Here is a 16,267-nt window from a genome sequence, read left to right as displayed (position 1 = left end):
GATGTCAGTCACTCACACCGCAGGAACGCTTGCCTGGATGCAGGACGGGACCGGGATTGTCGATCACCATTTCACCGTCCCGTTGGACCACAGCGTGCCCGACGGAGAGCAGCTGACGGTCTATGCCCGCGAATACCGGGCTGCTGACGGTCAGGACAGGCCCTGGCTGTTGTTTTTACAGGGCGGACCTGGTGGGAAAGGGTCGCGACCCTCGCGGGTTGGCGGGTGGTTGGCTGAAGCCCTGAAACATTACCGCGTCCTGATGCTCGACCAACGCGGCACCGGTCTATCCACGCCGATCAGTCACCACACCCTCGTGCAGCGTGGCGCCCCGTCGGCCCAAGCCCACTATCTGCGTCACTTCCGAGCCCCCGATATTGTGGCCGATGCCGAAGCCATCCGACTGGCGCTCGGCGCTGACCCTTGGGTGACGTTAGGTCAGTCCTTCGGTGGGTTTTGTACCCTCACGTACCTGTCGTTTGCCCCGCAGGGTCTGGCCGGGTCGATGATTACCGGGGGCTTGCCGCCGCTGGAGGGACCGGCCGACCAGGTCTATCAGGCCACGTATCAACGTATGCGGGCCCGCAACCGCCAATACTTCCGACGTTTCCCCACTGACCTGGAAATCTTGACGCATATCTACCGTCGCGTGCGTCGTGGTGACATCGTGCTGCCTGATGGGTCACCGTTGACAGTGGGCCGGGTGCAGGCTTTGGGCATGTATTTGGGGGGCAATACTCGAATCGACGCGCTGCACTACGTGCTAGAAGAAGCGTTCATCCCGGGCACGAACACGCTGTCGGACTCTTTTTTGGACGCCGTTTACCAGCAGGTTTCCCGGGCCACCAACCCGTTATACCTGATCCTGCATGAAGCCATTTACGCCCAACCCGGAGCACAACCTACCAATTGGGCAGCCCAGCGCGTCTTGGCTGAGTTCCCGGATTTCAACCCCAAAAAGGCCGATACTCCCCTGCTCACCGGGGAAATGTGCTTCGACTGGTACACCCAGCTCGACCCCGCGCTGCAGCCTATCGCTCGGGCCACGGAACTCATCGCTACGTACAATGCGTGGGGCACGCTCTATGACCTTGACCAGTTGGCGTCCAATACGGTTCCCGTCGCTGCACTGGTATATACCGACGATGTCTACGTCGACCGTGATCTTTCCATCACCACGGCCCAACAGGTGGCCAACCTCGAGGTTTGGGAATCGGACCGGTGGCACCATGATGGGATCGCACAAGCGGGAGCAGAGATTTTCAACCGCTTACACGCGATGATCCGGCCCGACGGGGTCCCTGCCTCGGCACCTTCGACCCCACGCTGAGCCTTTTCCACAGCCCGGCCAATCCGGTCGAGATTTTCCCCAATTACCACCTGTTGTTCCTGCGATACGTGCGTGGGTTTCTACACTGAGTACCATCCAGAGCGCGCTTTATATTCAGTTCACAGCGGGGGTGAAAACCATGGTGACGACCATTCCTGACACCACGGAGCTCATCTCGGATGAGGTGCTGGACGGATTGTCGTTGGGCTCTCTCCAGGCGTTGCAATTGCGTGTGGCTAGGCGCCAATATGACAAACTCACGGACCCCACGGCCTACCACGAGTTCGCCCGCCATAGGTTCGCTACCGCAAGGGATTGGGACACCATGTGGTCAGCTCCCGCTGCGGAGCAGACCGTGGGATCTGTGGGAAAACACGCCGGACCCACCCCCGAAGCCCCAGAAGATTATTACAACACGCTCCCGGGTATGGTCGACAATCTGGTGACCACCCTGCGCGTCCAGGACGCGATGGTATCTAACCTTACGGGTCTAGCGGATCGGGCGTATGACCTCGATCGCGACACTGTGCTCGGGATACCGGCCTCAGTGAACTTGTTTAAGACCGGAAAACGTTGGTTGGCAGACCGTTTCCAAGTCGACACCCGCCAGATGGGGAAACATTATGCTCGAGCCGAGTTGATCGCCGCCGAACCCACCACCATCGTCGGGATCGGACGCGAGCCAGTGTTACCGCAGATGGCCCAGGCCTATGCCAACGGGGCTATCCCGTCGGAAAATATGGACCGCATGACGCACATCGCCAAAAGATTTTACGATTTCTGTCTCGCGGCAGGCCTGACCAAAGACAACGCCACAGAGGTCCTCCAGTCGATGGATTCGATCTTCACCGATGCATCCCAGCGCATGACCGCACAACAATTGGCCGACGAATCGACAGCCTGGCTCAACCAGGTCGCCCACATTATTGATCCCGACGGGCCTTCACCCGAAGAACGTCTCACGAAAGTTAGCAACTCACTGCGCACGAGGATTGCCCGCGGCAAACTTCACCTCAACCTCGTGACCGATGTGGCGAACGTGGAACTGATCGAGGCGCTCATTCTGGCGGGACTGAACTTCAAAGTCAACCAAGACAAATTCCGCCAAGGTGCCGACGAAGACTCGGAGGCCCCGCAATCGGCCACAGCGGACCCGAGCGATCCAACCCCTGGTTCTGGAACGAACCGCCACCCTGCACAACCGAAACCGCCTACGCATTCGGCCGTAGGAGACCCGGGACAGTCACAAGAGCAATACGCAGAGGTAGCTAGTGAGACTGCTGCGGATGCGTTCGACGATGCCGACGAGCGAGAAGGGCACAGGCCTGGATTATTCGATGAGCTGGACCTGGGCGGACCGACTCCCTATAACGATGAGATGTCAGCAGAAGAACGGTTGGCGTTATTCCACGACCGGATGGACGATGCCGTGGATGACCCCGCGACCTTCGTTGAAACCGATCAGGGAGAACCAGTCAGCCGTGAAGAGCTTCGGAAACTCGACCCTAGAAGCCGAGCAGAGAAAGCCCACGACGTGTTCATCACGATGCTCAAGGCCCAAGGGAAACGATCCCCCGGTTCAGAGGGCATGCCCGAATATAAACGTGCACCCGCCATTTTATGGACCGTGATGGATTATGAAACCCTGATTCGCATGCAACAGGATCGACTCGACGCGCGTTTCCACCTCGATGCGGAACACCGGCGGCCACCCGGCCTCAACGGCTTCGATCCAGGCGTTCCAGCTTCAGTGACTCCCCTTCAACACGTCGCCGGTGAAGACGAACCCCCGGACATCCCGGAGTCGGAAAACTCTTTCGATCCAGATCCGCTATTGGCACCGCACTGGTGGACGCACGCCCCAGCACACGACGCACCGGATGACGCAAACCCTTCGGATACAGCAGAAAGTGGAACAGCGCGTGGGCATCCTTATGTTTCGCACAACTTCCAAACGGGTTCGGTCTCCCCGGCGGCTGTGCTGCAGGATCTCTGTGATGCCAAAATCATCCCGGCGATCTTTAACCAAGCCGGTGTTCCGCTCTTTCTTGGCCGCGGGAAGCGCGTGTTTAGCGATGACCAAATCCTCGCCGCTGGCATGCGAGGTGGATGTCGAGGGCCGGGATGCCGAGTCCCTCCGGTTTGGACTCAAGGACATCATGCTCAACATTGGCTCCACGAAGGTGGCACCGACATCACCAACCTGATTTTGTTGTGCAACGCGTGCCACACCCGCGTCCACCAAGGAGTTTGGACGCCCACCTGGGATCCTGATGGGGTGCTCTACTGGATTCCAGCTCCGTGGTTAGACCCAGCACAAACCCCCATCAGAAATACCTACTGGGATAACTGACGGGGGTGTGGCTAGCCTTTATACCTCTGAGGTGACGCTAGTCTTTGAGATCCGATGATTCAGAGGACTCGGAGGCATTGGGTTTGCCGTTGGTGTCGGGGGCTAGGACCGGCCCCTTGGTTCGCACAATCTTTTGGGACGTCAGCGCTGGGATGCCCCGACGGTTCGCGTCCTCGAGTCGTGTCTCATGTCCGATCCTGATAATGGCCGACCACTGGTCTTTGTGCTCGATGAGTTCGTCGAGATAACGGTGCTCAACTTCTTCGGCACGCTGAGTCCAGTAATCCATCTTCTGGCCGGCAGCGGCGCGCTCTTCGGCTGGGGCGTCATCCGGGAGTTGGGTGTACCGGTGGGCGAATTTCTCAGCGTTCTGCAGAGCCCGGAGCGCTTTGCCACGTGGGCTGAGCAGCGACCATACGATGGTGACCACCAGGATGCCAATAATCACCAGGAGTGAGGTGCCGGTACTTGGTTCGTGGACTGGCACATCTTGGCCGTCGTAGATGAAGGGCAGGTTGTTCTGGCTCAGCGCGTGCAGCATGAGCTTGATCCCGATGAACCCGAGAATCGCGGCCAGACCGTACCCGAGGTACACCAACCGATCGAGCAGCCCGTCGATGAGGAAGTACAACTGGCGCAGACCCAACAAGGCAAACGCGTTAGCGGTGAAGACAATATAGGGTTCTTGAGTCAAGCCGAAAATCGCCGGGATCGAGTCGAGCGCGAAGATAATATCTGTTGCACCGATCGCGACCATGACGAGCAGCATCGGAGTCACGAGGCGTTTGCCGTCGACTTTGGTGGTGAGCTTATCACCGTCGTAGTGTTCAGCGACCGGGAGGATTTTGCGGGCAAACCGGACCAAAAAGTTGTCGGCTTCGGACTGCGCCTCGTCAGCGGATGAGAACTCCGACTTCAGTTGCTGGCCGGCTAACAGGAGCAAGAAGATACCGAAGATGTAGAAGGCGTCCGACCACCACTCGAGGATGGCTGCACCCGCAAGAATAAAGATGGTGCGGCTGATCAGCGCGAACGTAATACCAAATAGCAGCACTTTTTGCTGGTACTGTCGCGGCACACTGAAGCTGGTCATGATGATCATGAACACGAAAAGGTTATCAACCGATAAAGCTTTTTCGGTAATGAAACCGGCGTAGTACTCGACCGCATAGTCGGTGTCGCCGAGGAAAAAGAACACTAGACCGAAAGCCAGCGCCAGTCCCACGTAGAGCGCAGACCAAATGGCGGCCTCTTTGATAGTGGGGGTGTGTGATTTTCTGACGTGAAAAAAATAGTCGAATAATAACAAGCCGACAATCACGGCAATCGTGACAGCCCAAGTAAACCCAGTAATCTCCATGTAAGGGAGTCCTTCCTAGTTTTTAGGTAGCTTTGAGTCCACAAGTCTCTCCCCCGACGTAGATACGGGGTCCGCACCCGGCCGAACCACGATGTTCGACGTGTTGACGTGTGCGGAGCTTTTGGGATACTCCCTTGTTCGGATCAGACTATACCAGGAAAACCTCTTGCATCACGACGGGAGCTCGACTCGCTGTTGGATCAGCTTTCGTGGCTACGCGTGACCTTCGCGTTGCATGTCGCGAAGCTCTTTTTTGAGTTCGGATACTTCATCACGTAACCGTGCGGCGAGCTCAAAATTGAGGTCTTCTGCCGCCTGGTGCATCTGATCGGACATTTGCTGAATCAGATCGGAGAGGTCTTTGGCCGGCACTGCGGCCAGCTTGGCGACCTTTCCGTCCTCGGCTGTCATTGCGGCGCGTTGTTGATCCTCGGTAATCGCCGCGGTATAACCACGTTTGCCCATACCGTAATCGAAACCAGTTTTGATGCCTGCCATGCCGGACATGAGATCCGCGGTATCGGCGTCCTCACGTGCCAGCTGATCGGTAATATCAGCGATGCGTTTGCGAAGCGGCTGGGGGTCAATGCCGTGTTTCTTATTGTGCGCAATCTGAATTTCGCGTCGGCGATTTGTCTCATCGATGGCGTACTGCATCGAGTCGGTGATTTTATCTGCGTACATATGTACCTCACCCGAAACGTTACGAGCTGCACGCCCAATGGTCTGGATGAGCGAGCGGTTCGACCGTAAGAAGCCTTCCTTATCGGCGTCGAGGATCGACACGAGCGAGACTTCGGGAAGGTCCAAACCTTCGCGAAGTAGATTAATCCCGACCAGGACGTCAAAAATACCGCGACGTAGCTCTGTCATGAGTTCGACACGGCGCAGCGTATCGACGTCGGAGTGCAAATATTCGACTTTGACGCCGTGGTCGAGCAAATATTCGGTAAGGTCTTCGGCCATCCGTTTCGTCAGAGTCGTCACCAGGACGCGCTCATCGCGTTCGACGCGCAGATTGATCTCATCCATGAGGTCATCAATTTGGCCCTTGGTTTCTTTGACGATGATCTGCGGGTCAATCAGCCCGGTAGGACGGATGATTTGTTCAACGACACCGTCGGCTTGACTGAGTTCATAGGGGCCCGGCGTGGCAGACAGGTAAACCGTCTGGCCGATTCGCTCCAGGAATTCGTCCCATTTCAGGGGCCGGTTATCCAATGCGGACGGGAGCCGGAACCCGTGGTCCACGAGAGTGCGCTTGCGGGAGGCATCCCCTTCGTACATGCCGCCGATCTGCGGCACGGTCACGTGCGACTCGTCGATGACCAAGAGGAAGTCGTCGGGGAAATAATCAAGCAGCGTATGCGGGGCGGATCCGGGTGCTCGTCCGTCGATGTGGCGCGAGTAGTTCTCGATGCCATTGCAGTACCCCATCTGCTGCATCATTTCGAGGTCATAGGTGGTGCGCATGCGCAACCGCTGTGCCTCTAACAGCTTGTTCTGGGATTCGAGTTCTTGGAGACGATCCCGCAGCTCGTTTTCGATGTCTTTGATCGCGCGCGACATGCGCGTATCGCCGGCAACGTAGTGGGATGCCGGGAAGATGTACATCTCTTCTTCCTCGCGGACGACGTTGCCGGTCAGCGGATGCAGCGTTTGAATCGTTTCGATTTCGTCACCGAAGAACTCGATCCGCACCGCGAGCTCTTCATACATGGGAATGATCTCGACCGTATCGCCGCGTACCCGGAAGGTACCGCGGTGGAAGTCGGTGTCGTTGCGAGCGTATTGCATCTGCACGAATTGCCGCAGCAGATCATCCCGGTCCAACATATCTCCGACGCGAAGCGTAACCATCTGAGCAATGTACTCTTCTGGTGTCCCGAGACCGAAGATCGATGAAACGGTCGCCACGACGATGGTGTCTCGTCGAGTCAACAGGGCGTTGGTCGCCGAGTGGCGTAAGCGTTCGACTTCTTCGTTAATTGAGGAGTCTTTTTCAATAAACGTATCGGTTTGTGGGACGTAGGCTTCGGGTTGGTAATAGTCGTAGTACGACACGAAGTATTCGACCGCGTTGTGGGGCAGCAACTCGCGGAACTCATTGGCTAACTGGGCGGCCAAGGTCTTGTTTTGAACAAGCACCAGGGTTGGCCGTTGTAACCGTTCAACAAGCCATGCGGTTGTGGCCGATTTCCCGGTACCGGTGGCGCCGAGCAGGACCACGTCCTTTTCGCCACCCTCGATGCGTTCGGTAAGCTCTTTGATGGCTTGGGGCTGGTCGCCGGCAGGCTCATAGGGTGCCTCGACTTTGAACGGGGCGACGACGCGCTTAATTTCTCGGGCCATACTCATGTCCCATATGTTACGCGGGACTATCGAATCGCGACCACTTGTTCGCCCCCTGGCTAAGGGCTCCCCGGGCGGCGCAGGTGCTGGTGTGCAGTTACATCTGTATCTGTGGTGACCCGTCAGCCTCGCAGCTGACGCCACACGGCATCGACCTGGGCTTCGGTGTCTTCGAGCGAACCGGAATTGTCGATGACCCAGTCGGCCACCGCCTTGCGCTGCTCGTCGGTGGCTTGGGCTGCGATGCGCGCCTTGGCGTCCGCAAGGCTCATCCCCCGGGTTTCGACGAGCCGTTGCAACCGAGTGTCATGATCGGTATAGATGACAATGACGCCGTCGTAGGTATCCGCCTGTCCGGTTTCAACCAACAACGGGATGTCTTGGATAATCACGGCGTCCTCAGGGTCAGCGGCGGCAGCGGCTTCGCGCTGTCGGGTCGCTTCGGCGCGCACGGCCGGATGCACGATCGCGTTGAGCTGTTCCCGGGCCTCGTCGTCGCTGAACACCACCTCGGCCAGCGCTTGCCGGTCGAGCCGGCCGGCATCATCCAGCAGGTGGTCGCCGAAAGTCTCGATAACCTCAGCCAGGACCCGTTGACCGGGTTCCATGAGGTCGCGGGAAATCGCGTCGGCGTCGATGATGGTTGCGCCACGTTCGGCGAAAAATTGGGCGACGGTGGACTTGCCGGATCCGATGCCGCCGGTCAGTGCGAGATGACGCATAGTGCTCCTGGGTAGACTTGGGTGCATGCAACATGCTGATTCTGCTCGTACGAGACGTTATACCGTGGTGTCCCACCGCAATCCGGTGGAGGTTACCTTAGATATCCGCCGTTCTGAGTTTATCGGTATGATCCGTCGCGTCGAGACAGAAGACGAGGCCAGAGCCTGGATTGACGAAGTCCGGGGAGTGCATCACGCAGCCACCCACGTCGTGCCGGCATTCGTGTTAGGCCCGGATCGCGACGTTCAGCGTTCCTCCGACGATGGCGAACCCGCCGGAACCGCCGGGATGCCGATGTTGCAAGCGCTGACGAATTTCCGTGCGCTGCATGACGGTGACGAATATGCCGATCTGTCCGATGTGTGTGCGATCGTCGTGCGCTACTTTGGGGGCGTCAAGCTCGGAGCCGGCGGCCTCGTCCGGGCCTATTCGGATACGGTGGTCGCCGCGTTGGAGCAGACCCCGATGCGTATTCGCCAGCGGATGTTGCATGTTGCGGTGCAAGCACCCCACGGGGAGGTTGGACGCGTAGAGAACGAATTACGGTCGGCACAGTACACCGTGTTGGGCACCGAGTACGCAGGCCCCCAGGCGACCATGACCGTCGGAGTCGAAGACGAAGGCGGGGCACTCGAACGGTTTAACGCACACCTGGCCTCGATCACGGCCGGGCAATTAACCGCCGAACCCGTCGGCACCCAGTGGGAGGATCTACCCCGATGACACCAGACGAACACGAACCCGACAACATCGACCGGATGTTGTGGCGCGTCCTGGAAGAAACTTTCGAAGCGGAGCCGTGGCGGCGTGCCGCTCCCGTGGTCGTCATTAATGATGCCACGGGTGCGCTCAGTGCCTGGAGTCGCGAACGGCAGCTCAACGTCCGGTTTGTGCAGGATTCGGCCGCCTTGGCTGCCGCGCACGCTGACGTCACGGGCCCGGTCAGTACCACCCCGACCCCTGAGGTACTGTCCGGCGCGGCGACGGTGCTGTATCGTCTGGCTCGTCCGCTGGAAGCGCTCGAGGAGTTATCGTGGCTGGTTGCTCGGTGGGCTAGTCCAGAGGTGGTGCTGTTGGGGGGTCAACTCCAACGCCATTTGAACTACTCATTGAACACGGTGCTTGAACAAGCCTTTGACGATGTGTCTGCTTCACGCGGGTACCACAAGGCCAGGGCCTTGCGGGCTCGCTCGCCAAAGTTGTTGCACGGTACGACTCCCCCGCGATTCCCACGCAGAAACTTTGTGCAGGTCGCCGGCATCGATCTACATCTGCGGGCTTACGGGTTAACATTCGGAGCGGCAAAGCTCGATCCGGGAACCAACTTGCTACTGGAAACCATGAGCACGGACGCTCAGTTTGCCTCAGACGCCACCGTGGTAGATCTCGGATGCGGCAACGGGACCGTTGCGGCGACCCTAGCGAAACGTTTTGCATCAGTACGCCTCATCGCCACCGACGATTCAGCGTCTGCGGTCGCGTCAACGACGGAGACCTTGGCCGCTAATGATATCGCTGGCGTCCAGGTGGTGCATCAGTCAGGATTATCCCAGTTAGCTGATGCTTCCGTCGATGCGGTGGTCTTGAACCCGCCGTTTCACCGCGGCACTGAGCTGACCAGTGACGTAGCGTTTTATCTCTTCGATGAAGCCGCGCGTGTGCTCAAACCCGGTGGTGTACTGTGGACGGTGTTTAACGCGGCCCGGCACTACCGTGCTCAGCTGAGCTATCGGGTGGGGCCCACCTGGCAGCTGGCCAGGGACAATCGCTTTATCGTGACGCAATCACAGAAGGGTGACGCCAGTGACTGACCTTTTTGTTAAAGTCTGTGGGATCACCACAGCAGAACAGCTCAGGTGGGCCATCGACCTGGGATACGATGCCGTGGGCTTCATGCGGGCACCCGAGTCGAAACGTCTCGTGGATGTGGAGACGGCCCGGGAACTTATCGCAGCCGCCGACGGCCAAATCCAGACCTTTGCGGTGGGTCTCACGCTGGAGCACGTAGCCCCTCTGCAGGAGGCGGTCGATACCGTCCAGTTGTACGAATACGCCGAAGTCCCGTCGTTGGCTTTGGCCTCGGCCACTCCCCCGGTGTCCACCGCGGGTCTGGATTACTGGTTCTTTGACGCCTCGCACGGTACCGGCACTTTTATTGAAATCCCAGCCTGGGTGCAGGAAGTTGATGCGCGACGGATTTTGGCCGGCGGGTTGCGCCCCGATAATGTCGCCGAAGTGGTGGCGACCCACCGTCCCGACGGCGTCGATGTGTCCTCGGGGGTTGAAACAGCCCCGGGCGTCAAAGACTATGAGCTCATGAAAGCGTTTATTGAGGCGGCCCGTGGCGTCAAGCGCGACTAGACGAGCCCACTAGCCAGCAAGAAGATCGCAAGTCCATGCGCCACCGCCGCGGGGAACACTCCGCGCCGCAGGCGTAAAACTGCGCAGATCAAGCCTTCCCACAGCGTGAACGCCAACAGCGGCCACCCGACACTCGTGACAGTGATCGCTATATACACGTGGCATGCGGCAAATACCAGATTACCCGCCAGGGTCATGAACGCTAGCGCCGGCAGCACACTCACAACAACAGTTCCACCGCGAGCTTCAATGGGCTGACTCACGGTCAAGGCGAAGATCGGGGCGACAACAAGTAACGCACCGCCAATGCCGAATAGGAGCGTGCTGATATTCGGCTTGCCCCACCAGACCAATGCCCGCAGACGCGTATCGCTCAGCGTTGCTGCGACCAAGATGAGGCTCCCGCTGCCCAGGGCTAGCAGGACCACTGGATTCTCCGTCATGCGAATCCATGGCACGACCCCGTTGACGACGCCGAAGTCCCAAAGCCCAGCGGGCGTCATCGCATCCCTCACGAGGATGAATCCAAGCACGAGTATGACGATCCGCAGCAGTGGATCAGTATCGGTGCGCGCCAACCAAAAACACCCAAGGATCAGCACCAGCCCGGGTAGGACCACCATACTGTAGTCAGCGATGATGGACCCAGCGGCGCTGATCGTTCCAACCATACGAGACTCCTACGTGTGAAGATTCCTAGCGACTCACAGCGTGTGATTCATAGTGTACGGTGCAACGCAAAAGGCCGTCACTCTCATCGAGTGACGGCCTTTTGAAGGTGGAATGCCCTAGCGGGCTGACGGGTTAGTTACCAGTCAGTTTTTCACGCAGTGCGGCAAGTGCTTCGTCGGAAGCCAGGGTGCCGGAGTCTTCAACTGGTGTTTCTTCGTCTTCGGAGGAGTACGAAGCTGCACCGGTTTCGGCTGGGCTGGTGGTTGCGGCTTCGGCTGCTTCGGCCGAGTGGCGAGCAACTTGTTCCTTGTGGGCTTCCCAACGTGCCTGGGCGTCGGCGTACTGCTGCTCCCATGCGGCGCGTTCTTCTTCGTAGCCTTCCATCCATTCGTTGGATTCCGGATCGAAGCCTTCTGGGTACTTGTAGTTACCGTCTTCGTCGTAGTCGGCAGTCATACCGTAGAGGGCTGGGTCGAACTCGGTGCCCTCTGGATCGACGCTCTCGTTTGCCTGCTTCAGGGACAGGGAGATACGACGACGCTCGAGGTCAATGTCAATGACCTTGACGTAGAGAACTTCGTTGACGGAGACAACCTGCTCGGCGGTATCGATGTGACGGTTGGCCAATTCGGAAATGTGAACCAGACCTTCGATGCCGTCTTCGACGCGAACGAACGCACCGAATGGAACCAGCTTGGTGACCTTGCCCGGTACGATCTGACCCAGTGCGTGGGTGCGGGCAAAGACCTGCCATGGATCCTCTTGCGTAGCCTTCAGCGACAAGGACACGCGTTCGCGGTCCATATCGACATCGAGTACCTCGACGGTAACTTCCTGGCCAACTTCGACAACCTCTGATGGGTGATCGATGTGCTTCCAGGACAGTTCTGAAACGTGGACCAGACCGTCGACGCCGCCGAGATCGACGAACGCACCGAAGTTGACGATCGAGGAAACCACACCGGTACGGACTTGACCCTTCTGCAGTGCCTGCAGGAAGTTCGAGCGGGTTTCGGACTGAGTCTGTTCCAAGTACGCACGACGGGATAGGACAACGTTGTTACGGTTCTTATCCAGTTCGATGATCTTGGCTTCAAGCTCTTGGCCAACATATGGGGCCAGGTCGCGAACGCGGCGCATTTCAACCAGCGATGCTGGGAGGAAGCCACGGAGCCCGATGTCGAGGATCAGACCACCCTTGACTACTTCGATCACGGAACCGGTAACAACACCGTCTTCTTCCTTGATCTTTTCGATGTCGCCCCAAGCGCGCTCGTACTGAGCACGTTTCTTGGAAAGGATCAGGCGACCCTCTTTATCCTCTTTGGTAAGCACGAGAGCTTCAACGCTATCGCCAACCTCTACAACGTCATCAGGATCGACGTCGTTTTTGATTGACAGTTCACGTGAAGGAATGACACCTTCGGTCTTATAGCCGATGTCGAGCAGTACTTCGTCTCGGTCGACTTTGACGACGGTGCCAGCCACCAGGTCGCCATCGTTAAAGTATTTGATGGTCTCATCGACAGCGGCCATGAATTCTTCAGCCGAGCCGATGTCGTTGACAGCGACCTGCGGGGCGTTGCTAGTAGTGGTCATGTAGTAGGGACTCCGATATGGATTAATGTGGTTGATAAAACTTACAGGTTTTATGACACGGAAGTGTGCCGCGTCACAATCATTGTTCTGCCAAAATAGGCAACGTTTAATATAGTACGGTATCGGTCCTGTCAAAATCAACGTCGGACCGGCGCAGTTAGTGGATAGTCGATGGCTGCGGGGACTCTTGCGACGAGAATTTCTGCTGCACTGGGACTGCTACCATCCACTGTTTTCGTTAGTGCGCGGCTTCATGCCAGGAATAGCCTTTTCCAACTTGCACGTCCAGCGGCACTTTTAAGGTGGCAGCCGAGGACATTTCTTCCACCAGGATTTGTTCTGCAGCGTCCACTTCTGAGTCGATGACCTCGAGAATCAATTCGTCATGGACCTGCAGGATCATCCGAGAGTAGAGGCCATCGCGTTCGAGTCGATCTTGAACTCCCAGCATCGCCTTTTTAATGAGGTCTGCGGCTGAACCCTGGATGGGGGCGTTCAGGGCGGCCCGTTCGGCCATTTCCCGGAGCTGGCGGTTGTCGGATTGTAAATCGGGTAGATAGCGTCGACGGCCTAGCATCGTCTGGGTATAGCCGTCTTTGCGCGCCTGGCGAACCACATTTCGCAGGTACCGCTGAACGGCACCAAAACGGTCAAAGTAGCTGGTCATCAGCTCGCGTGCCTCATCCACGGAGATACGTAACTGACGGGACAGCCCGAAGGAGCTCAGCCCGTAGGCCAACCCGTAGGACATCGCTTTAACTTTGTCACGCATCGAGGTGGTGACATCTTCTGGTTCGACCTCGAATACCTGCGCGCCGACGAAACGGTGTAGGTCTTCACCATCTTGGTACGCCTGAATCAGTCCGGCATCCTCGGACATGTGGGCCATGATGCGCATTTCGATCTGTGAGTAGTCGGCGGTCAACAGCGTGGTGCGTTCATCGCTGCGCGGGTTGGTTCCGGCGACGAAGATGTCACGAATTTGGCGACCGGCGGGCGTTCGGACCGGGATGTTCTGCAGGTTGGGGTTGAGCGAAGACAACCGTCCGGTGGCTGCAGCAGTCTGCGAGAACCGGGTGTGGATGCGTTCATCGTCGGCAATGGAGTCCAATAGCCCCTGGACGGTCTGGCGCAACTTGGTCGCATCGCGGAAGGCCATGAGGTTGTGCAGGAAGGGATGATCGGTTTTCTCCAACAGATCCGCCAACGAGTCTGCATCTGTTGAGTACCCGGTCTTGGTGCGACGAGTTTTGGGCATGTCCAGCGTCTCAAACAGGACGGTTTGGAGCTGTTTGGGCGAGGCCAGATTCACTTCCTGACCACCGATCGAGGCGAAGGCGGACTGTTGGGCTTTCTCGACCTCATTGGTAAACCCGGCCAGCAGACTGTCGAGCCGTTCGCGATCGATGCCGATGCCGATGAGTTCCATCTTGGCGAGCACAATAGACAACGGGATTTCAAGGTCATGTAACAGGGGCACGGCGTCACGTTCGGCCAGCTGTTCTCCCATGACCTCGTTGAGGCGGTGAATCATCCAAGCGTTGCGGGCGTACTGTGCCAGCTGCTGGGCGTTGTCATCATCAATGCCTTCGAGCTCAAGTTGACCCTGGTTTTCAGTAGCCACGATGGATTCTAAACGTGTGTTGAGATATGTCTGGACCAGATCAGTCAGGTCGTATCCGCGTCGGTCGGGCTGGAGGATGTAGGCCGACAGTAGTACGTCGTCTTCGACCCCCACGATAGAGGTGTTCACGTCTGGGCGGGCCGGTAGCGGAGAGCTCGATGCCGTGGTGGCCAGGGCCTTGAGGATCGATTTCAGGTCATAGACGACCTTGGCGTATGCCGAATCCGACAGGAACGCAATGACAGCTTGGCCAAGTTCCTCCGAGGCAGCGTCAACGTCGAGGACCGCGGTGGCGTGCGACGTGGCAAAGCCCAGGGCGCGGATGGCTCCGTAGTCCCCCGGTGCCGGGATTTTGCGTTTAGTGATCACCGCGGGCGGGGTGATATGGCAGAAGACCGAGACCGGCTCGCTGATTGAGGTGAGGAACGCTTCCCAGTCCGTGATCTCGTCGATCAGTATGGTTTCCGGCATGTCCTCTGCCGGGGGTGGCTCTTCGGTTGTACCCAGCTGTTGTTCAAAGGTCGTGAAAAGGCGGTCACGAATGGTGTTGAACTCTAAGGCGTCGAACAGTTCGGCTACTTGGTTACGGTCTGGATTGACCATGACGGTCTCGTCGAGATCCAGCGGCAACTCCAGGTTCGTGACGAGCTTGTTCAGCTCGCGGTTTCGTTGGACGGCTTCGAGATTTTCCCGCAGGGCTTCGCCCTTCTTCCCGCCGATATTGTCGATGTTGTCCAACACGCCTTGCAGTCCGCCGTATTTTTTAATCCAGCGCGCGGCAAAGCCCGGCCCGACGCCGGGCACTCCCGGGAGGTTATCTGCGGTTTCACCGACCAGAGCGGCCAGGTCTGGGTATTGGGCCGGTGAGACGCCGTAGCGCTCTTCGATCGTGGCCGCATCAAAGGGTGGCAGTTCGGACACGCCCCGCATTGGATACAACACGGTGATGTTGTCGTTGATGAGTTGGAAGGTGTCACGGTCACCGGATACCACACGCGCTTTCCATCCGGCCTCTTCGGCGTTGGTGGCCATGGTGGCGACAATGTCGTCTGCTTCGTACCCATCCAGTTCGATGTTGGGGATGTTGAGCGCATCCATGATCTGTTTGATGAGGTCGATCTGACCGTAGAACTCGTCTGGGGTCTTATCGCGGCCGGCCTTATATTCGGGGTACTGTTCCGACCGGAAGGTCGGGGTATCCATATCCCAGGCCACCGCGATGTGGGTGGGCTGTTGTTCCCGGATCATGGCCAGCAGCATATTGAGGAAACCGTAGACGGCGTTGGTGTGCTGGCCGGTTGCGGTTTGGAAGTTATCGGCCGGCAGCGCGAAGAACGCCCGGTAGGCCATCGAGTGGCCGTCGATGACCATCAGTGTGTTGGATGAGTCTGAAGCAGAGTTATTGGTAGCAGTCACGGTCCCTAGTCTAACGAGCACACGAGGTCCCGGGGGTTTACTCCACAGGTGTGCCGGGCGGACGGTCAGGTATTGGAGCCCGAGGTCTTGCTATCGTAGGAAGGGTCACTTTCAGGGTCTTGGTCGGCGACCACTTCGGCTTCAGGTTCGCCTTGATCTTCTGCCAGTTGATCGAAGTAACCGGGCTGCATTTTGGAGCCGGTGAGGTAGGCGGAGCGAGCAATGGCCATCGTGCCAATCGAAGAGGTGGCTATTTGGAGCCCAAGGATGATTAACATCAGCACGAAATTGAGCCACGACGGCACAAGGATAAACGCCCCGATGACGAGGAGTGACATCCCCAGTGCTGCGGCGGTGCCGACGGCTGAAATCCGTTGGTAAACATCAGTGAACTTAAACAGCCCCACGACGGCCAAAGCAAAAATTATGACACCAAGCACCAGCATGAGGTTGGCGATGAGCGCAGCAATATCCATG

The 16,267-nt window shown here is 58.1% G+C and carries 12 protein-coding genes; 5 read left to right on the top strand and 7 right to left on the bottom strand.

Features of this window, described 5'->3' with window-relative positions; all coding sequences use genetic code 11:
- Nucleotide 1 precedes the first annotated feature (1 nt).
- Together J2S62_RS06785 and J2S62_RS06780 are read left to right on the top strand one after the other, a co-directional pair.
- Nucleotides 2-1,330: an alpha/beta fold hydrolase gene (locus J2S62_RS06785; protein ID WP_310172883.1), complete on the top strand. Its 1,329-nt coding sequence runs from the start codon at nt 2-4 to the stop codon at nt 1,328-1,330.
- A gap of 139 nt (nt 1,331-1,469) precedes the next feature.
- The gene (locus J2S62_RS06780) at nt 1,470-3,683 is read left to right on the top strand and encodes an HNH endonuclease signature motif containing protein (RefSeq protein WP_310172882.1); all 2,214 of its coding nucleotides are present in this window, start codon (nt 1,470-1,472) and stop codon (nt 3,681-3,683) included.
- 37 nt (nt 3,684-3,720) lie between these two features.
- Here the strand turns inward: J2S62_RS06780 and J2S62_RS06775 are convergent, their stop codons facing one another.
- The 3 genes from J2S62_RS06775 to coaE form a co-directional block, all read right to left on the bottom strand.
- Nucleotides 3,721-5,043, bottom strand: a complete 1,323-nt coding sequence (locus J2S62_RS06775) for a TerC family protein (RefSeq protein WP_310172879.1) — start codon at nt 5,041-5,043, stop codon at nt 3,721-3,723.
- A 213-nt stretch (nt 5,044-5,256) separates the two neighbouring features.
- Nucleotides 5,257-7,401, bottom strand: a complete 2,145-nt coding sequence (uvrB, locus tag J2S62_RS06770) for an excinuclease ABC subunit UvrB (RefSeq protein WP_310172877.1) — start codon at nt 7,399-7,401, stop codon at nt 5,257-5,259.
- 116 nt (nt 7,402-7,517) lie between these two features.
- Nucleotides 7,518-8,117, bottom strand: a complete 600-nt coding sequence (gene coaE / locus J2S62_RS06765) for a dephospho-CoA kinase (RefSeq protein WP_310172874.1) — start codon at nt 8,115-8,117, stop codon at nt 7,518-7,520.
- Between the two features lie 25 nt (nt 8,118-8,142).
- On the opposite strand from coaE, the gene J2S62_RS06760 reads away from it, so the two are divergent.
- Genes J2S62_RS06760 through trpF form a run of 3 tightly spaced genes read left to right on the top strand, consistent with a single transcriptional unit; the run spans nt 8,143 to nt 10,479 of the window.
- Complete coding sequence (locus tag J2S62_RS06760) at nt 8,143-8,841, top strand: IMPACT family protein (protein WP_310172872.1); 699 nt, start codon at nt 8,143-8,145, stop codon at nt 8,839-8,841.
- Nucleotides 8,838-9,929, top strand: a complete 1,092-nt coding sequence (locus J2S62_RS06755) for a class I SAM-dependent methyltransferase (RefSeq protein WP_310172870.1) — start codon at nt 8,838-8,840, stop codon at nt 9,927-9,929. The genes J2S62_RS06760 and J2S62_RS06755 overlap by 4 nt, the downstream gene beginning before the upstream one ends.
- Nucleotides 9,922-10,479 carry a phosphoribosylanthranilate isomerase gene (gene trpF / locus J2S62_RS06750; RefSeq protein ID WP_310172868.1) on the top strand — a complete coding sequence of 186 codons (558 nt, stop codon included), beginning with the start codon at nt 9,922-9,924 and terminating at the stop codon, nt 10,477-10,479. Before J2S62_RS06755 ends, trpF begins: the two co-directional genes overlap by 8 nt.
- On the opposite strand, the gene J2S62_RS06745 is transcribed toward trpF, so the two are convergent.
- The 4 genes from J2S62_RS06745 to J2S62_RS06730 all read right to left on the bottom strand — a co-directional run bounded on the left by J2S62_RS06745 (nt 10,476) and on the right by J2S62_RS06730 (nt 16,266).
- Nucleotides 10,476-11,150: a CPBP family intramembrane glutamate endopeptidase gene (locus J2S62_RS06745; protein ID WP_310172865.1), complete on the bottom strand. Its 675-nt coding sequence runs from the start codon at nt 11,148-11,150 to the stop codon at nt 10,476-10,478. The genes trpF and J2S62_RS06745 overlap by 4 nt on opposite strands.
- A 133-nt stretch (nt 11,151-11,283) precedes the next feature.
- Nucleotides 11,284-12,750, bottom strand: coding sequence for a 30S ribosomal protein S1 (rpsA, locus tag J2S62_RS06740; protein ID WP_310172863.1), 1,467 nt, complete (start codon nt 12,748-12,750; stop codon nt 11,284-11,286).
- Between the two features lie 238 nt (nt 12,751-12,988).
- Nucleotides 12,989-15,745, bottom strand: a complete 2,757-nt coding sequence (gene polA, locus J2S62_RS06735; protein ID WP_407650008.1) for a DNA polymerase I — start codon at nt 15,743-15,745, stop codon at nt 12,989-12,991.
- 110 nt (nt 15,746-15,855) lie between these two features.
- Nucleotides 15,856-16,266, bottom strand: coding sequence for a cation:proton antiporter (locus tag J2S62_RS06730; RefSeq protein WP_310172859.1), 411 nt, complete (start codon nt 16,264-16,266; stop codon nt 15,856-15,858).
- Nucleotide 16,267 lies beyond the last annotated feature (1 nt).

Source organism: Enteractinococcus fodinae (genome assembly GCF_031458395.1).
Taxonomy (GTDB): Bacteria; Actinomycetota; Actinomycetes; order Actinomycetales; family Micrococcaceae; genus Yaniella; species Yaniella fodinae.
Note: the sequence above shows the minus strand (reverse complement) of the source record. Positions and strands in the feature narration are given on the sequence as shown.